The sequence below is a fragment of the Oceanobacillus caeni genome (assembly GCF_019037185.1).
Lineage (GTDB): Bacteria > Bacillota > Bacilli > Bacillales > Amphibacillaceae > Oceanobacillus > Oceanobacillus caeni.
The window spans coordinates 291701-311770 of sequence record NZ_JAHHXM010000001.1 but is presented as its reverse complement, the minus strand read 5'-3'; the positions used below and the strand labels follow the sequence as shown (position 1 = coordinate 311770).

24 protein-coding genes are annotated in these 20070 nt (G+C 34.8%); 18 read left to right on the top strand and 6 right to left on the bottom strand.

From position 1 onward, the window contains the following. Positions 1–438 precede the first annotated feature (438 nt). The 4 genes from KM885_RS01410 to KM885_RS01395 all read left to right on the top strand — a co-directional run bounded on the left by KM885_RS01410 (position 439) and on the right by KM885_RS01395 (position 2857). Complete coding sequence (locus KM885_RS01410) at positions 439–864, top strand: DUF4181 domain-containing protein (RefSeq protein ID WP_047184188.1); 426 nt, start codon at positions 439–441, stop codon at positions 862–864. A 76-nt stretch (positions 865–940) separates the two neighbouring features. Then, entirely contained in the window at positions 941–1243 is a 303-nt protein-coding gene (locus tag KM885_RS01405; protein WP_060669156.1) for a hypothetical protein, read from the top strand. A 175-nt stretch (positions 1244–1418) separates the two neighbouring features. Beyond that, complete coding sequence (locus KM885_RS01400) at positions 1419–1601, top strand: hypothetical protein (RefSeq protein WP_047184187.1); 183 nt, start codon at positions 1419–1421, stop codon at positions 1599–1601. 623 nt (positions 1602–2224) lie between these two features. Further along, complete coding sequence (locus tag KM885_RS01395; RefSeq protein ID WP_047184186.1) at positions 2225–2857, top strand: LysE family translocator; 633 nt, start codon at positions 2225–2227, stop codon at positions 2855–2857. Positions 2858–2948: 91 nt separating this feature from the next. Here KM885_RS01395 and blaI read toward each other — a convergent pair whose 3' ends face one another. Then, positions 2949–3332: a penicillinase repressor BlaI gene (gene blaI, locus KM885_RS01390; RefSeq protein WP_047184185.1), complete on the bottom strand. Its 384-nt coding sequence runs from the start codon at positions 3330–3332 to the stop codon at positions 2949–2951. A gap of 40 nt (positions 3333–3372) precedes the next feature. Beyond that, a complete protein-coding gene (locus KM885_RS01385) occupies positions 3373–5163 on the bottom strand; it encodes a BlaR1 family beta-lactam sensor/signal transducer (protein WP_204797883.1) in 1791 nt (596 codons plus the stop codon). 370 nt (positions 5164–5533) lie between these two features. Between KM885_RS01385 and bla the strand changes: the two genes are divergently transcribed. The 11 genes from bla (at position 5534) to KM885_RS01330 (ending at position 13075) form a co-directional block, all read left to right on the top strand. After that, positions 5534–6463, top strand: coding sequence for a class A beta-lactamase (gene bla / locus KM885_RS01380; protein ID WP_216883450.1), 930 nt, complete (start codon positions 5534–5536; stop codon positions 6461–6463). A 172-nt stretch (positions 6464–6635) separates the two neighbouring features. Further along, positions 6636–6836 carry a helix-turn-helix transcriptional regulator gene (locus tag KM885_RS01375; protein WP_060669153.1) on the top strand — a complete coding sequence of 67 codons (201 nt, stop codon included), beginning with the start codon at positions 6636–6638 and terminating at the stop codon, positions 6834–6836. Beyond that, positions 6833–7291: a DUF3278 domain-containing protein gene (locus KM885_RS01370; protein WP_216883449.1), complete on the top strand. Its 459-nt coding sequence runs from the start codon at positions 6833–6835 to the stop codon at positions 7289–7291. Before KM885_RS01375 ends, KM885_RS01370 begins: the two co-directional genes overlap by 4 nt. Positions 7292–7589: 298 nt before the next feature. Beyond that, complete coding sequence (gene yknW, locus KM885_RS01365; RefSeq protein WP_216883448.1) at positions 7590–8267, top strand: YknW family membrane protein; 678 nt, start codon at positions 7590–7592, stop codon at positions 8265–8267. Next, positions 8267–9403 (top strand): efflux RND transporter periplasmic adaptor subunit, encoded by a 1137-nt coding sequence (locus KM885_RS01360; RefSeq protein WP_216883447.1) that lies wholly within the window; start codon positions 8267–8269, stop codon positions 9401–9403. Before yknW ends, KM885_RS01360 begins: the two co-directional genes overlap by 1 nt. Beyond that, positions 9400–10101: an ABC transporter ATP-binding protein gene (locus tag KM885_RS01355; protein WP_216883446.1), complete on the top strand. Its 702-nt coding sequence runs from the start codon at positions 9400–9402 to the stop codon at positions 10099–10101. Before KM885_RS01360 ends, KM885_RS01355 begins: the two co-directional genes overlap by 4 nt. Continuing rightward, positions 10098–11288 carry an ABC transporter permease gene (locus KM885_RS01350; protein ID WP_216883445.1) on the top strand — a complete coding sequence of 397 codons (1191 nt, stop codon included), beginning with the start codon at positions 10098–10100 and terminating at the stop codon, positions 11286–11288. The genes KM885_RS01355 and KM885_RS01350 overlap by 4 nt, the downstream gene beginning before the upstream one ends. A 200-nt stretch (positions 11289–11488) precedes the next feature. Then, entirely contained in the window at positions 11489–11773 is a 285-nt protein-coding gene (locus KM885_RS01345) for a hypothetical protein (RefSeq protein ID WP_047184173.1), read from the top strand. 29 nt (positions 11774–11802) lie between these two features. Next, positions 11803–12255, top strand: a complete 453-nt coding sequence (locus KM885_RS01340; protein WP_047184172.1) for a regulatory YrvL family protein — start codon at positions 11803–11805, stop codon at positions 12253–12255. 143 nt (positions 12256–12398) lie between these two features. Then, positions 12399–12647, top strand: a complete 249-nt coding sequence (locus KM885_RS01335) for a hypothetical protein (protein WP_047184171.1) — start codon at positions 12399–12401, stop codon at positions 12645–12647. Next, positions 12644–13075: a retropepsin-like aspartic protease gene (locus KM885_RS01330; RefSeq protein ID WP_047184170.1), complete on the top strand. Its 432-nt coding sequence runs from the start codon at positions 12644–12646 to the stop codon at positions 13073–13075. The genes KM885_RS01335 and KM885_RS01330 overlap by 4 nt, the downstream gene beginning before the upstream one ends. A gap of 410 nt (positions 13076–13485) precedes the next feature. Here KM885_RS01330 and KM885_RS01325 read toward each other — a convergent pair whose 3' ends face one another. Further along, positions 13486–14628 carry an AbrB family transcriptional regulator gene (locus KM885_RS01325; RefSeq protein WP_216883444.1) on the bottom strand — a complete coding sequence of 381 codons (1143 nt, stop codon included), beginning with the start codon at positions 14626–14628 and terminating at the stop codon, positions 13486–13488. Between the two features lie 257 nt (positions 14629–14885). On the opposite strand from KM885_RS01325, the gene KM885_RS01320 reads away from it, so the two are divergent. Next, the gene (locus KM885_RS01320; RefSeq protein WP_060668777.1) at positions 14886–15758 is read left to right on the top strand and encodes a LysR family transcriptional regulator; all 873 of its coding nucleotides are present in this window, start codon (positions 14886–14888) and stop codon (positions 15756–15758) included. Positions 15759–16033: 275 nt separating this feature from the next. Here the strand turns inward: KM885_RS01320 and KM885_RS01315 are convergent, their stop codons facing one another. The 3 genes from KM885_RS01315 to KM885_RS01305 form a co-directional block, all read right to left on the bottom strand. Continuing rightward, entirely contained in the window at positions 16034–16792 is a 759-nt protein-coding gene (locus tag KM885_RS01315) for an HAAS domain-containing protein (RefSeq protein ID WP_047184168.1), read from the bottom strand. Continuing rightward, positions 16785–17129, bottom strand: a complete 345-nt coding sequence (locus KM885_RS01310) for a PadR family transcriptional regulator (protein ID WP_047184207.1) — start codon at positions 17127–17129, stop codon at positions 16785–16787. The genes KM885_RS01315 and KM885_RS01310 overlap by 8 nt, the downstream gene beginning before the upstream one ends. A 253-nt stretch (positions 17130–17382) precedes the next feature. Further along, positions 17383–18729, bottom strand: a complete 1347-nt coding sequence (locus KM885_RS01305; protein ID WP_047184167.1) for an alkaline phosphatase — start codon at positions 18727–18729, stop codon at positions 17383–17385. Positions 18730–18937: 208 nt separating this feature from the next. Here KM885_RS01305 and KM885_RS01300 point away from each other — a divergent pair, with 208 nt between their 5' ends. Both KM885_RS01300 and KM885_RS01295 read left to right on the top strand, forming a co-directional pair. Further along, positions 18938–19417 carry a GNAT family N-acetyltransferase gene (locus KM885_RS01300; RefSeq protein ID WP_047184166.1) on the top strand — a complete coding sequence of 160 codons (480 nt, stop codon included), beginning with the start codon at positions 18938–18940 and terminating at the stop codon, positions 19415–19417. Between the two features lie 169 nt (positions 19418–19586). Beyond that, the gene (locus tag KM885_RS01295; protein WP_047184165.1) at positions 19587–20063 is read left to right on the top strand and encodes a DUF2975 domain-containing protein; all 477 of its coding nucleotides are present in this window, start codon (positions 19587–19589) and stop codon (positions 20061–20063) included. The last annotated feature ends 7 nt before the right edge of the window (positions 20064–20070 follow it).

Genomic DNA, 20070 nt, shown 5'->3' with positions numbered 1-20070 from the left:
TGCATTCCTTCTGTCAATTTTGAAGAAAAATCATAAATGGAACGTTTAGTAGTGTAAATTGCCTGGCTAAATGTGTTGTAATTGGTCATAGAAAAAGACTCCTTTTTATGCTGTATATTTTGTTTTGTCCAAATAAAATTTTAGTAGGCTTTTTCTTTTTAATTTCCAATAAATTACGTACATTTTGATTAAAAAAGACTAAAATAGGCATCGAAAAGTCCATTTATTAGGTTGAACTTTTCAATGCCTGTTTTTTGTTGGAAGTCAATCTTTATTTTTAGGTAAACTTAAATAATTATCTGATATGAATAAAGCAACTACAATAGGTGAGGTAAGTTAACTTTTTGAATAATTTAGGAAGTTCTATGTAATGATGGCAATTTTTATGTAAAATAAAAATATGTTATTAAGCAAACGTATGGGAGGATGGATGAATTTATGTATGGTGAAGAGCCTAACTTTTTGTTGAGATTTATATTGTTGTTAGCCATTGTAGGGTTTATATTGTTTTTGTTTCATACCATAATGAGAAATTGGCTAAAAGTTGAGAAAAGGAGAGGGAATTTATTTTCAAATAACTATTTCAATGAGAAGCATAAAAAAATAGATTGGACAATTAGAATTATTACAATAGTAATTATCTTATTTACCTATGTGATAACCATCATGAGAGAACCTATGGATAGAACTTATCCGTGGTTTATTATATTTATTCTGATTGGTATTTCAGAAATCGTTAGAGCAATTATGGAGCGAAAGTATGCGGAAAATCCGAATGAATATAAATTAACAATTAGTCAAGTAATATTTACTCTTATATTATTTTTAATTTTGTTCAAGACTGATTTTTTTGGGTTAATATAATACAGTTGGATAATCAAAAAAATTATATTAATTTAGTGAAGAGCCTTGTAGGGTTCTTTTTTCTTCAATTGACTCCATGAAAAAGTTGGCAGTTCCGTTTGTTTTAATAACAGCATTCGCATGGGTTGGGGCTATAATAAGTTCCGGCATCTTAGAATCATTACTTATTATAGTTGCCATTATTCTCAGTATATTTGCTCTCCCAACAGCTTGGACTATAATCACAATTTACAGGAACAAATGGAAGGTAGAAGGAAGAAAAGGATTAGTCCATTTAGTAAAAGCCATACCATCCCTTGTCCTATTACTATTGGCTATTCTTTTGTTATTTGTCGGTGGTAGAGATCCAGATTCTGCAATTAACTCTTATCATATATAACAGCTGGAGTGATCGTACTTCCAATCCCTATTTGGATCATTATGTCCCTTTATCATAAGGTCCGAGGTAAGCAGGATAGTGTTAAATAACAATAAAGTTGTTTCCAAACTCCAGTCTCGGTATCAACAATCTAATATTTTGTTAAAGATAATTAAATAATCTAAGGAGGGTTCTTATGGTTAATAAATTAATATCATATTTTTATATTATTGTGGGTGTTCTGGTAGGGATTATAATTGTGAGTGCAATTCGACATGGGGAAATGAATTGGATGTATATTGGTAGGACAATTGCTATATCAGCTTTAGTATTCTTTTCTTTATTGTTTATCCGTATAGGAATTAAAAAAAGTAGGTAGTGAATAATTGGGCGATCCTTTTACATTGACTAGGAATTCAAAATGTAAATAATAAATTAGGATTCATTTTATCTTCCAAATACATCAGTGAATTAGTTATATTTATCCTACTCCCACCTTTATACGCTGCGTATTTATAAGGGGATTCTTTTCTTAAAGGACGCGCTAAACAAATCTCTATAATCTTTGTTCTTTAATAGACTTCTAAAGATATTCATATAATCTACCAATCTGCCTCTGATAAACTTTTCAGACTGAATTTCTTGTATTTTTATTGCATAAGATATAAAAATATTGCATGTATTTATAAACTCTTTCTCCTGAAGATTTAGATGTTAGTCCGTATGAAACGATTGCTACTATGGATCCACGTAGCAAATCAAATATAACATACATTAACTTGTAAATGAAACTCCATTTTGATTAATCTTTTTTCAAAATGGAGTTTTTGAAATTGGAGGCTAAATAAGGATAAAGGTAACTCTTCAGTTAATATTTATTCTGAAGCTACCAATTTGATTGAAAAAAGTCAAATAATAATTATAAAAGCAATTGCATAAATATACATGATTTTAAATTTTTATGATATGATAGTATTTACTTTTTATAGGGGTGTGAGGTTAATGGCATTATTCTTTACATATGTTATTGCGGGACTTGCTGTTGCAATGCCAGTAGGGGCAATTACGGTAGAAATGACGAAACAAGGTCTTAAAAACGGATTTATGCACGGTTGGGTTGTGGGGTTAGGTGGAATGACCATTGATTTTGTTTTAATTTTATGCCTTTATTTGGGGCTAGCCTCAATTTTGCAACTTCCTTTTATTCAAATTCCTATGTGGTTCATTGGTGCAATATTTTTGTTACTAATCGGATATGATTCCATTAAGAATGCGGACAAGGATATAACATTATCAGGAGAAAAACCGAAAAAATCATTATGGTCTACTTATCGTAATGGATTTCTTGTTGCCGTATCGCCAGGGAATATTGTTTTCTGGTTAAGTGTATTTGGGGCAGTACTAACCAACTCGTATAATGCGGCTGAGCCAGCCAACTTTTTAATTATCGCTTCAGGTGTTTTAACAGGAATTTTATTGCACGATATAGGGTTATTAACCATCGTGGCGACAACTAGAAAAGTAATGAGCCATTCCATGATTAAAGGGTTTTCTATCGTTGCAGGATTAGTATTAATTGGTTTTTCATGTTATTTTGTTTATCAATTTATTATGGCGATAACACATGTTATATAGAGATTCAGCGAAGGGAGCGATTACGGTACTAACCATAATCGCTCTTTTATCAGTATCTTATTTTTAAAAAAATATTACCTTGTCTTGCCCTTCATTTTTCTTTAGGTTTTTTGTCCAAAATGGAACGTAATTCTTTAATATCATCTTCTGATAAAGACTCTTCCTGAATGAACTGAACTAACATCGACTTTAAGGTTCCACCATAAATTCGATCAATGAAGGAGCGAGCCTTGGCGCGCTGACACTCTTCTTGTGAATAAAGTGGATAAAACGTATAGACTCTTTGATCTTTGTTGACACCAACGGCTTTTTTTTGAGTAAGACGATCTAAAAGAGTACGTATGGTTTTCGGCTTCCAATCTGTTTTTTCCTGTATGGAAGATATAACCTCACTAGCCGTTCTAGGAGACTTTTCCCATAGGACATGCATAATTTCCCATTCTGATTCTGAAATATTGGGGATTTTCTTAGTCAACCTGATTCCCCTCCTTCTTTTACATACATGTGAAATTCAATTATTCTCCAATTTCCTTAATGATTCCCTTATCTTTTAAAATAGATAATGTTATGTTTGCGGCCTTGCTTCCATAACTATTATCTTCATTTTGGATGTTGGTTGCAAAGAAAAATGTATTATTCTTCGTTTCTACATATCCAATAAACCAGCCATTTACATTTTTGCCATTAATAGTACCAGTACCGGTTTTTCCAGATAACCTTACATCATCATATACCTCTAATAAAAGGGAGTCTTTTACAGTCTGGATATTCTTATCTTTAAAACCAAACTGATTTGTATAAAACGCTGATAGTAATTGTACCTGTTCGATTGGAGATATCTTTAAAGAAGATTCTAGCCAATAGTCTGTTCCACCAGTAAGATCTTCATTTCCATATCCAATTTGTCTTAAATAAGTTTGGACGGTGTCTTTAGGTATTTTTTGGTCCAATTCCTGAAAATACCAAGTTACCGAATTTTTCATAGCGGTTGATAAGTTTTGGTTTTTATTCCAAGGTTCATAAGGATAATGTTTTCCATTCCAATTGATTGTGGAATGATCACCTGCTATTACTCCTGACTCTAATCCAAATAATGCAGTATAAATCTTGTAAGTAGAATTCGGAGAAACTCTTGTCATACTGTTATTTTTATTGTAAATGGTATAATGATCAGCCTTCATATCGTATAATACAAAGCTTCCATCATAGTTAGAAAAATATTCGCTGAAGTCTTCATAAGTGGTATTTTCTTCACTGTTAAAATGATAAAAGCTTTTGTCATTGGACATGGCTGAAACAAATGGGACTTGACCTGCTACGAATACACCTATAAGGGAAAATATTGAAATACTTTTGAACTTTAAGCCCTTTGATTCCATCGTGAAAGATGCAATTTTTTCGATTCGTTTTTTGAGTTGCTCCTTGGGTCCATTAAACTGATTGGTCCAAGTAATATTACTCGATCGTGAGGATAATTCCACAAAATTTATAATTGTATTCCCATAATCTACGTAACAATGCTCATCCAATGATTTTAAAACAGCTGCATCACAGGCAATTTCGCGATCTACCCTCATTTCCTTAAAAGCAATCCATACAAGTGGATTAAACCAGTAAATAATTTGATAAATGATGAGGATGAAGTTTGTTGCGATATCTTTATATTTGTAGTGATGTAGTTCATGCATAAAAATATATTGGATTTTTTCAAGTGGCATCCATTCGTCAAGCTGCATCGGCAACACCACATATGTCTTAAATATACCGAATGTCATTGGAGATTTGACAAGTGGTGATTCTCCAATGAATATCGGTTTGGAGATATGCAAATGATTCTTACACTGCTCAAATAAATGTAATACCTCTTGATTCTTTAGAACCGATGTTGTACTTTTTATTTTCTTTAACTTAACCCAGGCTAGTAGGGATAGAATAATCATGACTATCATGCCTATGATCCAAATACTTCCTAAAGTTATATTTAGAAAATCCAGGTCGAGTTGATGGACTGATACTGTGAAGTCCTCCATCCAGTTTCCATTACTAAATCTTAAGCTTTTGTCGTTGTTGATAGATGAATCGATCATTCCATTGTTTTGATTTACATCGAATGAAAGAAAAAGATTTTCAAAATGAAATAGTTGTTTTGGTAAAAATGGTAGAGTTAACGCGATTAGCAATAAAAACCATAGATTGTACTGCCATTTCTCAGAAATGTGTTTTGAAAATAACCTTTTAATCAACATAATAACAGCTATAGTAATGGAGGACACTATAAAACATGTGAATATGTATACGAGGAACATTCTAATTACCTCCATTTTTTGGCAAGTAGGAAAATATAAAGTTCTTTCCCACCAGTAGGTATTTGCATTTTAACAATTCATTAGAAGATTATCAATTAGTTATTGATTACCTAATATAGGAAAATGGAATAGAATACGAGATTAAAAGTCTTTAAAGAAAGTTTATGAAACAACTTGACACATATCGATTACAATTGTAGTATATGACTACAGGTGTAATCTGGAAAGGAGGAACAGGAGTTAATTTAGAAGAGTTGTAAGGAAGAAGATAGAACTAAGGTTAACAATAAAATCTTATTTAAAGTTTTAAGTCAAATTTGATTATTATTAAATCAAGATAGTGAATCTAAAATAGAAAGAGGTTATAGATATGGGAAAACGATTTGAATATAAATTCAGCATACATAAATTTACATTATGTATATTATTGCTTATGCTGATCACACTTGCGGCTTGCGCGGATAAGGAAAATTCAAAGGATGCCTCATCTAAGGAGGAGAAAGAAGAAAATCAAACAGCAAAAATAGATAATCAGTTTTCTCAACTCGAGGAAGAGTTTGATGCTGAACTTGGTGTCTATGCGGTTGATACAGAAACAAATCAAGCCATTGAATATCAATCGGAGGAACGTTTCGCCTTTGCATCCACGTACAAGGCGTTGGCTGCTGCTATTGTTCTGCAGCAGAATTCTATGGAAGAGCTTAATGAAGTTATTACTTATACTAAAGAGGATTTGGTTCCCTATTCTCCGGTGACTGAGAAACATGTAGATAGCGGTATGACCCTTTTAAACCTTGCTGAGGCAGCAGTTCGAACCAGTGATAATACAGCTGGAAACCTCTTATTTAATGCAATAGGTGGCCCTAAAGAATTTGAACAAACCCTAAGAGAGATAGGAGATAACGATACTCAGGCAGAACGATATGAACCAGACTTAAATCAATTCAGTCCGGAAGATCCTCGCGACACCAGTACTCCAAAAGCTCTTGCTACTAGTCTTCAAGCATTTGCATTAGGTGACTTGCTTCCGAATGAAAAGCGTGAACAGTTCACGGATTGGCTACAGGGAAATGCGACAGGTGATACACTGATTCGTGCAGGCGCACCAGAAGGATGGGAGGTTGGCGATAAGAGTGGAGCCGGAAGTTACGGAACGAGAAATGACATTGCAGTTGTTTGGCCACCAAACAGAGAGCCAATCGTCATTGCAATTATGTCCCGTCATGATACAGAGGATGCAACATATGATGATGCGTTGATTGCGGAAGCTGTTAAGATTGCACTTAACGCCCTAAAATAAATGTAAGATCTATGGCTATCGAGAAGTTCTCGATGGTCTTTTTTTAATGAGTGTAGAAACATTCTTTTCTCAAATATAAGTTAACGAAAAAATTAGTTTTACTTTTTTCTAAAAAGGATGTAAGATATAAATTACATATGTAAGATATAAATTACATAAAACAGGTGAGTTTATGAAGAATAATGTGAAAATAATGCGATTGAAAATGTCAATGACACAAGAACAATTAGCCAAAAGAGTGGGAGTTACGAGGCAAACGATTGGGCTAATTGAGAAAGGAGAATATAATCCAAGTCTTCAATTATGTGTTGCAATAGCAAAAGAGTTAAATAAAACGTTAGATGATTTATTTTGGGAGGAGAATTTGATATGAAATCTTGGATATCCTTTTTATTGCCAGATGATGAGTATAAGGAAAAAAGAATGTTGTATTTTTTCTCGGAAGGAGCAATAATCCTTTTCCTATCTGTTATTATTATGATAATTTGTAACAGAATTTTTACTATTAACGATGTAGAAATAGTACTATTATTGTTCGTTGCTATATTCCTCTTATATGTTTCGGGAAGGTATATAATATCTGGAATTGAATATACAGATATTGCAACAGAACATTCTTACAAGAAAGAGATAAAAAACATTTTCAGTAGAACATGTAGCTTTGTAGTTATTTTTATGCTGTTATACTTAATTTTTTTAGATATACCAAGCAATCGAAACGAATGGATGGAAATTACAGGGTTATTATTAAGTGTTGGCATAGTTTGGTTTATCACTAGCTTCATTTCCTTAAGGAGATCCTATAAAAAGAATAAGGAATTGTTATAATGAGTTTTCTTTTTTAACAACCAAATATCACTTAGTTTTACGTTTGAAAGCTATAAAATTTTAGTTCGGAACGGATCCAATATATCTTAAAAATTAAACGGGCCAAGTATAAAAACTAATACATTCGCTAAAGGACGAGCGAATATGTTAGTTTTTTTAACCTTTATGGTGAGGGACAAACCTCTTCCTTTTTCTGATGTCTTAAATAAATTGTTATTTAATTAAAAAAGTTGAAACTTTTGCAGAATAGTTACCGTATAAGGATATAAAGATTAAAATCAGAAAGGATGTAAGCACAATGTCAGAAGTAAAAAAATTAGAAACGGAAGAGCCAATTGTGGAGAAACCCTCCATATTTGGAATGATTTGGAGTCCAATCGAACAGTTCGAACGGATTAGGGAGCGTCCAAGGATTTTGGGACCGATGGCAATTATTATCGGTTTATTTATTGTTGGAATGCTGATTACGATGTTTAGTGTAGATACCGGACTCGATGGCATATCAGATGAGGAAATGGCTGGTTTTGCAGTATTTGTAGCAGTAACTTCGGGTATTTTAGGTGTGATTGCACCAATTGTTGGAGCTCTAATCAGTAGTTTTATTTATTGGATTATTGCAAAGTTAGCTCGATCGGAAGTATCTTTTAAGCAATTATTTTCTATGTGTACATACATAATGATTATATCTGTCTTAGGTTCCATTATAAATGGAATTGGTATTGCCATCCTTGGTGGAGATGGGGAAACAATGTTCACTAGTCTAGGATCGATTATTCCGGCTGAGGGTGCAATCGGCGGTTTACTAAATAGTATTGAATTGTTTGGCATTTGGGGAGTTATTCTTGCAGCGCTAGGATTGAATAGAGTTGCGAATTTTTCGAAGGGATTGGCATGGACGGTTTCTATTGCGCTCTTTGTTATCGGAGTTATCTTCGCTATGATTGGCGCTGCATTTAGTGGAGCGGTTGGTGTTTAATGGAAATGGAAGCGAAAAGGAAAACGAAGAAGAGAAAAATATGGATTGCGGTAGGTATTGTAGCTATCATTGTCGGATTTCTAGGAATAAATATTTGGGTAAACGCTGATGAAAGCAATCTTACTGTTGAAGTGACGACATTAAAAGAAGAAGAGATTACGGATAAGGTGTTGACACAGGGTACATTAAAACTTGCTGAAGAACAAACTGTTTATTATAGTCCTGAAAAGGGAGAAATTGCAGAAATTCTTGTCAACGAAGGAGATGATATTGAGAGAGGAAAAGCACTCCTTACATATAAAAATGATCAACTAACATTAGAACAAAGACAGAATGAACTTGAACAACAATCTGGAATTTTGCAGAGTAATAGTTTAAGAGAGCAGCATAAGAAAATTGATAAACAAATCGAAGAAGATAAAGATAATAAGGTGTTACAGGAGGAACATGATCAGATTAAGTTACAACAACAACAGGCGAATATTGAATTAGAACAGCTTAAATTACAAAAAGAAACCATTAATCAACAAATCGCTGATTTAAAGGTAGTAAGTGATATTACCGGAAAAGTGGTTGAAGTAAATGAACAGGCTGCCTTTACTTCAAATCAAATGGAGCAACAACCGCTTATCCGTATTGGATCACTTGATCAGCTGATTGTTGAAGGGTCCGTATCAGAATATGATGCTTTGAATATAAAGGACGGTCAAACAGTCACGTTAACCTCTGATGCGATTCCAGATGAATCATGGACAGGAACAGTTAGCCACATATCCTATCTACCAAATGATACAGGTGAAATGGGGATGGATGATGGAACTACAGGCGTTCAGTATCCAGTAACAGTCACCGTGGACGATAAAGATATTGGTCTAAAACCGGGGTTTCAAATGACTATGGAAATTAAAACGGATGAACATAAGGCGAACACACTCCCGATCACTGCAGTACAACAAGAGGAAGATGATAATTATGTTTATGTTGTCGTGGAAGGCAAAGCCGAAAGACGAGAAGTAAAGGTAGGCACCGCATCTCTTAAGACAATCGAGATTAGCGATGGAATTACGGTAAAAGATCAAGTAATTATAGACCCAGCAGAGAACATCAAAGATGGTATGGATGTGTCGGTACAATGATACGTTTAGAGTCTATTAGGAAAAGCTATAAATTGGGTAAAGAGGATGTTGATGTTCTCAAGGGGATTGATTTAACGATAAATAAAGGTGAATTTACCGCTATTATGGGTCCATCTGGTTCAGGAAAATCAACGATTATGAATATTATTGGCTGCTTAGATCGTCCGTCAAGTGGTGACTATTTTTTAAATGAAAAACTCGTGTCTGAGTATGATGATAAAGCACTTGCCCGAGTACGAAATCAATCGATTGGTTTTGTCTTTCAACAATTTCAATTATTACCACGCTTAAATGCATGGAAGAATGTAGAGCTTCCGATGATTTATGCAGGCTTAAAGAAAAAGGAACGAGAAAAACGAGCCAAAGAGGCACTGGAAAAGGTTGGATTAGCTGATCGTATGTATCATTTGCCAAATGAATTATCGGGTGGACAAAAGCAGCGCGTCGCCATTGCTAGGGCAATTGTCAACCAGCCTGATCTCATTTTAGCTGATGAGCCAACAGGGGCACTTGATACCAAAACAAGTGTACAAATTATGGAACTTTTTACGATGTTAAATCTCGAAGGTACAACGATTGTGATGGTTACACATGAGCAAGAAGTCGCTGTATATGCACAAAGACAAATCCATGTTCGTGATGGATTATTAAATAGAAATAAGCAGGTAGTTGTTGATGAGGGGGAGAAGCTTCAATGAGTATCTTAGAAAATATGAAAATGGCAATCTCCTCCTTGTTATCACATAAAATGCGTTCGATTTTAACAATGCTTGGGATTATCATTGGTGTTGGTTCTGTTATTGCCATTGTCGCCATTGGACAAGGCGGAGAGGCAATGTTAAAGTCACAGATTGTTGGCACAGGAAACACAGTAGAATTATACTACATGCCATCAGATGAAGAGCTACAGGGGAATGCGAATAGTTTGATGTCTCCGTTTACACAAGATGATATTAAAGCGATTGAAACGATTCCAGAAGTAACAAATATTGTTGCAACAAGTAGTAATTTTGGTAATATACGAAATCGGGAAGATACGGTTGAAGCCTATATTACAGGAATAAACCAATCCTATTTAGATGTGAATGAACTAAACGTAGAAAATGGAAGAAACTTACTTGCAACGGATTTCCTTGGTGGTAGTCGAACTGCGGTTGTAAGTGCTTCGTTTCGTGAGGAATTATTTGACGGGGAAGACCCGCTTGGTGAGGTGATTTATATTGAGTCCCAGCCCGTTGAAATTGTCGGGATTTTAGAAGAACCAACTGGTTTTCTTTCCTTTGGATCAAATGATGTGTATATTCCTTGGAATACATGGCGAAGTATTTATGCGAGCAATGATATTAGTGAAGTCACATTACAAGCCGAGGATGCTGATGCATTACAGGAAGTTGGGGCGAAAGCTGCTGATATGCTGAACCGCATTCATGATACAGAGGAAGCTTACCAGGTGATGAATATGGAAGAGATTGCGGCAGGACTAGGACAGGTAACACGTATTATGACCATCATTATCGGTAGTATTGCAGGGGTATCCTTATTGGTTGGTGGAATTGGTGTGATGAATATAATGCTCGTTTCTGTTACAGAAAGGACACGTGAAATTGGTGTCCGTATGTCTTTAGGTGCCACACGGGGACAAATCTTATTCCAATTTCTCGTTGAATCGGTAACCCTTACACTAATTGGTGGAGCGATTGGTATCTTTTTAGGAACAGGGGTTGCCAATGTCGTTTCTTATTTTGCTGGCTGGCCACCACTCGTATCATTCCCAGTTATTATCGGTGGATTATTATTCTCGATGATCATTGGGGTTATCTTTGGAATCTTACCTGCGAACAAGGCATCTAGCCTAGATCCTATTGAGTCATTACGTTATGAATAACGTGGGTATTTTAAAACCTCATTTGGTATAGGTCTTGATCCAAAAGCTACAATGGAAATAATTCGTTTGTTAAAGTTAAATGTCCCAAGTATAAGAAAAACTGACACATTTGCTGAGAGACGAGCGAATGTGTTAGTTTTTACCTAACGTTTTTGTATAGAAAGTAGAGGTATAAACTTTATCAAAGGAGGATGCTAATAATGGAGTACACTCTTATATGTATATCTATTCTACTAGTATTTATGGTTATTTCTTTATTTATTAAACTGGATAGATTAGAAGGCCGTATGAAGGCTATGCAGTACAAGCTAGATCGGCTAGTTAAACAATCGGATATACCGGAAAATCCAATAAACGATGATTTGCGTCAACTTATAAAAGAAGGTAAAGATGTAAAAGCGGTTAAAAAGGCTAGAGAAACTTTAGGTCTTTCATTGGTTGAAGGAAAGCAATATATTGATAAATTGAAAATGGAAGATACATAATCCTTAATATACAAGGGAGAAACAAACCTATGCCTGAACATAAAAATGATTCATTTCGTAATATGAATATAAAAGAAAAGATGGCAACAATTTTAGGAATAGCACTTCTCATAATCCTGGCAGTGGGTTTTGTATTTGGGCTTTTTTTCTTTGGCTTGGCGGGAATATTTGAATTACTTGATGTACGATATGAATCCATCTGGTCATTGGTTGTTTTCGTTATCAACTTCATTATTCTAGGCATCATTGTTGAGTTATTTTCTAAAGTAATTTTCAAGCTGTCCGTCCGGAATATAACAGGTAAAAGAAAGGTGATTTTGATTCGAGCCATTATTGAAGGCACATCGAATTGGTTAGTTCTGTTTACGGTGGATGAGCTTATGACAAGTATTGCACTTTCCTTGAAAACAGAGATTATTATTGCATTGCTGCTTACTGTAATAGAGATTGTTTTTGATGGAGATGACGACGATAAAGAATAAGTTGCTAATATTAATTGATTATGGTAAGGGGTTTATAATAAAATAATTAAGTTTTAGTTTTGAACAAATAATTATTTATAGTCTTTTGTGTATGATAATTATAATATCTCTATTATAATTAGAAATAAGAGGAGGGGTGCTAAATGAAATGGCAAGAGGTAAGGGAATTATTCCCTAATCAGTTTCTTTTAGTTTCAATTCTAGATTATCATTATGAGAATGACAAGAAGATAGTTGATGAAGTAGCACCAATACGTACAATTGATGATGAAGATGCAACTAGAGAATTTTTTAAAGCTAAAGAAGGAACCGTAGTATACCATACAGCAAATGAAAAATTTGTAATTCACATTCGTAAGGATCCTTTAATGAAAGTGAGAAGGCTGCAGTGAACATATTATTTGATGGACAACTTATTACTACTTCTCTAACTATCAATTATCGTGGAAACTCAACCAGAATTGACGATGTAATAATTGATACTGGTTCATCTCACACGGTTATTTCCCCAGATGTATTAGAAACCATTGGGGTGAAATATGAAAACGGCGATACCATTTATGAGGCATACGGGATTGGTGGTAGTGTTCCGTTTTATACAAAAGTTATGGATGAAATACGGATTGGTACATTTATTATAAAGAACTTTGAGTTGGACGTAGGAATGTTACCCGCAGAACATAGTGGGTTACTTGGTTTGGATATTTTAAAACCAAATAAATTTATACTTGATTTAGATAAGCTAGAATTATATCAATCAAAGGGGAACAGGAATTTAGAGTCAAATTTCTGTTACCCTATTTTTATGTTAATTCTTTGAATATAAAAATTCTATTATTAAAATATCTACAAGCACATTTTCGTGAATGGAGTGATTACGGAGCAAACATAATCTCTGTATCTAAATAAAGATACCGTATCTTCTGATAAAATTACAACGAATACTAGAGGAAATTACGCCATTGAAGAAGTTTTCTAATTCTCTAGAAGCAATGAGAGAATATCAGGCACTTCATCGTGAAGATCCAAAAGGGAATTATATGTACTTCATACTAACCGTAAAGAGCCTAATATTATTGAGAAAAAATGGTTAAGAACAGGTCAATAGATATCAAGAAACACAGCGATACTAATATCACTGCGTTTTTCTATGCAATTTATCATTTATTTACTGTTTAATTTAAACGGTAAACTCTTTTTTATTGGAAAAATACAAATTTCGCATCAATACTAAGCAGATTCATGCGTATACGCCCCCTTTTTCATCTCCCAATAATTTAACCATCGAAACAATGGCGGGAGTATGATACAAACAGCGATGATCCTTAGTACTTGCACAGCCACGACAAATGTAGAATCTGCATCAAGGACGATTGCAGTAGTAGTCATTTCTGCTATTCCGCCCGGGGCAAATGCTAAGGCGGATGTGATAAATGATATACCAGTTAGCAATGAAACGATATAGGAACAGGTGAACATAGAAATGATAAGGCCAATGGTACCTAAAAGGGATACGACTAAGGTTCTCTTTAATCCGCTGAACATATTTTTATGAAAACGAGAGCCGATGCTTGCGCCGATGAAAACTTGTGACAAAATCATAAGCACATGTGGCCACCAAAATATAAGGTCGTGCCCGATAATAATGGAACCAAAGGACTTAACAGCTGCAACACTTACCATACTTCCAAGCAGCCATGGGGCAGGGAATTTTAAAAATTTACCTAAATAATACCCAAGCCATGCTATCAATATGAACACAACCGTCCATAGCATCTGCTGCGCTTCAAAGGGTGGGGTTGCTGTTGGAACGGGATGACTAGCTACTGAACTAGTATGATTAACAAAGCTCATTGAGAGAACGACCGGTATGGTTAGCACAACTAAAAATATACGCATGGTCTGAACAATGCTGACAATTCCGGTATTTGCACCTACTTCTTCCGCAATACTTGGAATCGAGGATAGACCACCAGGTGCAGTTGCGAAAAAACCAGTCAACATATCCAAGTTCGTGTATTTCCATACAATAAATCCTGAAAGTAAAGCGAAAACGATGGACAAAATAAGCATAACAATGATCGTCAACCAATTTTCCCCGAAAATGTATAACACAGAACTATTCATTTTCCGTCCAAGTTCTATCCCTAATATAAGCTGGCCGACATGTAACCAAATCTTTGGTAACCCCTTTTGTTTGTGAGGTGCTGATACCTGCAATAATTTTGGGTAGAAAATAGAAAGCAAAGTCGCCGTTAGAAGTGTCCCGATCATCCAACCAATCGATAGACCTGTGAGCGAAAGAAGAAAACCTCCTATTCCACTTATGATGACAAACCCGACAAATCGAAATACAGATTTACTTTCTATCATTGTAAAACCTTCTTTTTAGTTTTTTGGAAGATAACAAAGTATAAACCTTCTTATCCTGGGGCTCCAATTACTCGCCACCGTAAACTTGCATAAGTACAACTAAGGCATTCGCCCAAAGACTTGGGAAATGCCAAGTTTTCTAAAAGACACTAACTTTTACGTCTTACATCCAATATAGTATACTTTTAGAAATAAATAAAATACTGAATTTGCATATTTATCTATAACAAAAGTTGATGGCTGATGAGGTGATTCATTTGATTGAACGAGATTGGCTAGTTTTACAAACGCTTTACAACGAGAAAAACATTACGAAAGCAGCGCAGAAATTATATATATCCCAGCCTGCCTTGACAAATCGCATCCAGCAATTGGAAAAGGAATTTGGCGTACAAATTGTAAATAGAGGAAGGCGCGGCGTTCAATTTACACCACAGGGAGAATATTTAGCAACCTGTGCACATGATATGTTGTTGTCCATTCAAATGATGAAAGAAAATGTCCAGAATATGGAGAATAACGTGGCAGGAACATTAAGGTTAGGTGTTTCTAACTTTTTTACTGATTATAAGCTTCCCAACCTATTAAAGCTATTCAAGGAACAGTATCCTAATATTGAATTCAAGGTAACAACAGGCTTTAGCAGACATATCGCACAATTAATTTATCAGCAGGATGTTCATATCGGTATTGTAAAAGGGGAATACAGCTGGGAGGATAAAAAACATCTATTATTAGAAGAGACGATATGTATTGCCTCTAAGGAAAAGATAGATATCCAGGATCTTCCCCGCTTACCGAGAATTGATTACCATGCCGACACACATTTGAAAGCTTCCGTTGATCATTGGTGGTCTGAAAACTTTACCCAACCGCCATTAGTCAGTATCGAAGTAACGAAAGCGGACACCTGTAAAAAAATGGTTGTGAACGGATTAGGTTATGCCATTTTACCAAGTATGTCGCTAGATGACGTAGATGATGTGTACAAATATGTAATCAAAATGAAAGACGGAAAGCCAATTCTGCGTAAGACATGGATGCTATATCATGAGGATTCGTTAAAGTTAAATATTGTGAGGGCATTTGTTGATTTCATAGAAAATGTTGACGTGGAGAATAAAATTTAGTCTGTTAGAATCCGAATGGGAGTACCGATTTTTAAAGATGTATTAGGGAATTCCCCCACCTTAAGATTCTAGGGGAAAAAAGGAGGTAGGTGGGGATCAACTGTTCATAAAGGAAGGAAAACCCCCACCTAAGGAAGTCTTCTTTATCATATGAGCGTATATTCATCAATATCATTAACTTTCTTGTATGAATATCTTTTCAAATGTTTCAATAATACACCATGGGATGCCTTTATTCGATGATGATAATGGACTTGTTATTTCAGTAGACATATCTATTTATTCTTCTCTAGTTTAAACATTATCCAAAGGTAAATGCCAATTCCACCAAAGGTTATGATTGAATTTAAGATTAGTTGTGTTTCATATTCCAATGATGTTAGGTTTAGTAAATAATTAGGTAGTGTTAACATTGTCACTACGATAATTAGAAGCCAAGTTTTCGCCCAAAGAGACATTCCGATAATAAATAGGGCTGCAATAATAGCAATAATTATGCTTCCTGTATTGCCCAAATAGATGATAGGAGTATTGATGGATCTATTTAAGAAAATCAAACCACTAAACAAAAGCATTGGCAGTAGAGCTATAGTAAACAATATTAATCCCTGTATTTTAATAGATTGATTTGATTTGGAAATGTATTTAAAACCAGTAAATACAGAAGCAATAAAGGTTATTGTAATAACAATGTATCCGACAATTTCCAAGACAGAGTAGGAGAGATTTCCTTCCAATAAATCGGGTAAAATATTTATAAACAAGGCCCCAAAAATGATTAGGCAAATGTATTTGAACCATGTTCGATAGTCAATAATCATTTCATTAGAAATCATTTCCATATATTCCTTCGGTGATTTCCCAATAACTTTTTCAATGGGTTTTCCGTTTTTTTCAGCTTCGGATAAGTGGATTTCTAATTCATTCACAATTCCTTCAATTTCATCCCATCTTTTTCCACTTGAAAATAAGTAAACACGTAAGTTTTCCAAGAACTCTTGGCTTTTTTTAGAAAGTTTTAACTCATTACTCAATGATTTCATCTCCTTTTGTATATTCTGTATCTGACTCACAATCCAACACTTTGTTAACATTAGACTGTAAATTGTTCCAGCGTTCTATAAATTTATTCAATTCCAACTCCCCTTTTGGAGTTAGTGAATAATATTTCCTTCTTGGTCCTGCTGTGGATTTTTTTAAGGTGGATGTAACTAATTCTTCCTTTTGCATCCGCAATAACAAAGGATAAATTGTACCCTCACTAAAAGAGTGAAAACCATAACTACCAAGTTTTTCTGCCATTTCGTAACCGTACACTTCTGTATCTTTGATAATTGCCAGCAAACAGCCATCAATGATGCCCTTTAGCATTTGTGTTGTCGACAAATCTTTCACTCCTTTTCCACTAACTTGTAATGCAAGGGTTATGATTATAGAATATCTTGTATTACATGATATATAGAGGATAGCATTATTAGCCTTGTAATGCAAGGTAAGTTTCTAAGGAAATCGATATAGTAAAGGTTCCACATGATAATCCGAATACCCATTAAAATTAAGTAAGAAGATTAAAAAGTCTCCACATGTAGTGATATCATGTAAGAGACCTTTCGCAGAGTTCTTCTTATTTTATCTTCATCATTTCTGCAATCTTTTTAGGTAAATCGGTGTTATCATGGAACCCTAAAAATTTCTCGGATTGTGGTCCATACACATAAAGCGGGATATCTACACCGGTATGATTGGTGCTTGTCCAGCCAACACTCGCATGTTCACTTGTAACTGTATTAATTGCTAAAGCTGCATCCTCTGCTTCTTGAACTTTTTGGACTTGTTGTTCAGATAATGTAAGTCTAGTATGTCCTTCAACCACTTCACGAACATTAGAACGATCATCATTTAACTGGCTTGCCATGTAATCCCCTGTAGCTGTAACATTTTGTAATACGTCCAAATTCAATTCCATGGATCCATTTGCCCCAGTCGTCATTCCGCCTGTGTCATGATCACCGCCAACAACAACTAATGTTTTCCCATCTTCTTTAGCAAATTCTATCGCTTTTTCAACTGCTTCTTCAAAAGCTGCTACTTCAGACATAGCCCAAGCAGCATCATTCGCATGTCCTGCCCAGTCAATTTGGCTTCCTTCCACCATTAAGAAAAAGCCATCTTTATCTTCTTTTAATACATTTATTGCTGTCTCTGTCATTTCAGCAAGACTAGGTTCTTTTGTATCACCACGATGTAACTCAGGTGCTAATGCTTCGTTAGCAAATAAACCAAGTAATTTATCTCCATCTTCTACATTTAGGTCTTTTACATTCGTTAATTCGTTGCGAGTCTCTACGATTTCAAAACCTTGTTCTTCTGCTTGTGTAAGTAGGTTTAGTTCCTCTTGGTTTCCGCCCTCAGAGGCTGGAAGAAAGTTATTTTTTCCTCCGCCAAGCATGACATCTACATCACTAGCAATAAGTTGTTTGGCAATTTCTGTTTCATTGTTTCGGTCATCCACATGTGCAGCGAATGAGGCAGGAGTTGCATGTGTAATGGTTGCGGTTGCTACTAATCCAGAAGATCTGCCATCTTTTTCAGCAGCTTCTAGAATGGTTTCTACCTTGTTCCCTTTTGTATCAAGTCCAACTACACCATTATTTGTTTTGATCCCTGTTGCCATCGCTGTTCCAGCAGCTGCAGAATCGGTAATGTCAGAGTTTGCTGATTTCGTAGTATACATCCCTTTTAAATGACTATCCCAAATGGCATCTTCGCCTTTGAACAAACGATAATTCGCAGCATAGTCACTACTAAATCCATCCGGAATCATATATATCACATTTTCTACTTTCCCATTATTTCCATTTCCATTTCCCTTACCGGCATTTTCTGGTTTAGCTGCATCTGCTGTTCCAAGATTTACCCCGGAAAATACAAGTGCTCCACTTAAAGCTACAATACCTAGTTTTTTTAACATCTAATCTCTCCTTTTCCAAAATCTATTACACTTATAGTTTAATAGATATATATTGATAGAGAGTTAATAGAAAGTTAATGGTTTATAAAGAATATTCATACTAAATGACTAGTACTTTTTGAAGGAAAATGTAGAAAATACTGTTAAAATCCCATTCATATTATGCTAACATTACCTTAATACAGTTAAGTGATAGGAAGGTTAAAACATGCATATTCGTGAAATCGAAGAAAAAGACAATCATACAATGGAGCAAATTATTAAACGCTCACTGGAATCGTTTGATTTAAACATTCCGGGAACTGCCTATTTTGATCCTGAGCTTGGCAAGTTAGCTCAATTTTATAAGCAACAATCAAATGCTAACTATTGGGTAGCAGTGAATGAACAAGATGAAGTGGTAGGTGGTGTAGGTATTGCACCATTTGCACAGAAGGAAGGGGTTTGCGAGCTCCAAAAGCTATACATTACACCGAAGTCACAAGGAATAGGACTGTCGAAGGAACTGATGAAAGTAGCTCTCGACTTTGCTAAGGAGCATTATTCATACTGTTACTTAGAGACATTAAAGAAACTCGAAACAGCTAATCTCCTTTATGTTAAATTAGGATTCAAATCACTAGAAAAACCTCTAGATGGTTCAGAGCATGGAGCTATGGATGCATGGTATATAAAAGAATTATCGTAAAGATGGTAGAAGCATTTCTTATTACAGGAATGCTTTTTTTCTGTATCTAAAGTGAATAGAGAATCAAATCACAATAAATATATAACAGAAAACAATATTTTTTTATTGTAAAACGATAAATAAAATAGTAAAATCATTCTTGAAAATAATTTAGTGAGGTGTTTTTTTTATGAAACAAGTTTCTACACTCTTTTTAAAAATAGCCGTTATTCTTCTTGGAATACCAGTACTTGCTTTGGGGGGATTTGGGTTACCTTGGTTAGTGAATAATCCTGTAAATCCAGATTATGCCCATTTACTGTATCCGATTGTAATAGGAATCTGTATATCCGTGATTCCTTATTTCATAGCTTTGTATCAGTCTTTTAAACTATTAAGTTACATTGACAAGAGTCAAGCTTTCTCGGAATTGTCTGTTAAGGCTCTAAAAAACATTAAATTCTGCGCCATGACAATCAGTGGTTTGTATGTGGTTATGCTGCCATTTGTTTATGTTGTAGCAGAGCTAGACGATGCGCCAGGGCTTATCATAATTGGAATGGTTCCTATTTTTGCATCACTGGTTATAGCTGTTTTTGCTGCTGTTCTTCAAAAACTATTAAAAGAAGCTATTGATATCAAATCTGAAAATGATTTAACGGTCTGAGGTGAAT

What these genes read in the sequence shown, in the direction of transcription:
- KM885_RS01305 (WP_047184167.1), bottom strand. Translation starts at nt 18,729, where the DNA reads ATGTTAAAAAAACTAGGTATTGTAGCTTTAAGTGGAGCACTTGTATTT.
- KM885_RS01385 (WP_204797883.1), bottom strand. Translation starts at nt 5,163, where the DNA reads ATGTTCCTCGTATACATATTCACATGTTTTATAGTGTCCTCCATTACT.
- KM885_RS01310 (WP_047184207.1), bottom strand. Translation starts at nt 17,129, where the DNA reads ATGCTAAAGGGCATCATTGATGGCTGTTTGCTGGCAATTATCAAAGAT.
- KM885_RS01355 (WP_216883446.1), top strand. Translation starts at nt 9,400, where the DNA reads ATGATACGTTTAGAGTCTATTAGGAAAAGCTATAAATTGGGTAAAGAG.
- KM885_RS01295 (WP_047184165.1), top strand. Translation starts at nt 19,587, where the DNA reads ATGAAACAAGTTTCTACACTCTTTTTAAAAATAGCCGTTATTCTTCTT.
- KM885_RS01405 (WP_060669156.1), top strand. Translation starts at nt 941, where the DNA reads ATGAAAAAGTTGGCAGTTCCGTTTGTTTTAATAACAGCATTCGCATGG.
- KM885_RS01300 (WP_047184166.1), top strand. Translation starts at nt 18,938, where the DNA reads ATGCATATTCGTGAAATCGAAGAAAAAGACAATCATACAATGGAGCAA.
- KM885_RS01340 (WP_047184172.1), top strand. Translation starts at nt 11,803, where the DNA reads ATGCCTGAACATAAAAATGATTCATTTCGTAATATGAATATAAAAGAA.
- KM885_RS01345 (WP_047184173.1), top strand. Translation starts at nt 11,489, where the DNA reads ATGGAGTACACTCTTATATGTATATCTATTCTACTAGTATTTATGGTT.
- KM885_RS01335 (WP_047184171.1), top strand. Translation starts at nt 12,399, where the DNA reads ATGAAATGGCAAGAGGTAAGGGAATTATTCCCTAATCAGTTTCTTTTA.
- KM885_RS01410 (WP_047184188.1), top strand. Translation starts at nt 439, where the DNA reads ATGTATGGTGAAGAGCCTAACTTTTTGTTGAGATTTATATTGTTGTTA.
- bla (WP_216883450.1), top strand. Translation starts at nt 5,534, where the DNA reads ATGGGAAAACGATTTGAATATAAATTCAGCATACATAAATTTACATTA.
- KM885_RS01375 (WP_060669153.1), top strand. Translation starts at nt 6,636, where the DNA reads ATGAAGAATAATGTGAAAATAATGCGATTGAAAATGTCAATGACACAA.
- yknW (WP_216883448.1), top strand. Translation starts at nt 7,590, where the DNA reads ATGTCAGAAGTAAAAAAATTAGAAACGGAAGAGCCAATTGTGGAGAAA.
- KM885_RS01400 (WP_047184187.1), top strand. Translation starts at nt 1,419, where the DNA reads ATGGTTAATAAATTAATATCATATTTTTATATTATTGTGGGTGTTCTG.
- KM885_RS01370 (WP_216883449.1), top strand. Translation starts at nt 6,833, where the DNA reads ATGAAATCTTGGATATCCTTTTTATTGCCAGATGATGAGTATAAGGAA.
- KM885_RS01350 (WP_216883445.1), top strand. Translation starts at nt 10,098, where the DNA reads ATGAGTATCTTAGAAAATATGAAAATGGCAATCTCCTCCTTGTTATCA.
- KM885_RS01360 (WP_216883447.1), top strand. Translation starts at nt 8,267, where the DNA reads ATGGAAATGGAAGCGAAAAGGAAAACGAAGAAGAGAAAAATATGGATT.
- KM885_RS01325 (WP_216883444.1), bottom strand. Translation starts at nt 14,628, where the DNA reads ATGATAGAAAGTAAATCTGTATTTCGATTTGTCGGGTTTGTCATCATA.
- KM885_RS01395 (WP_047184186.1), top strand. Translation starts at nt 2,225, where the DNA reads ATGGCATTATTCTTTACATATGTTATTGCGGGACTTGCTGTTGCAATG.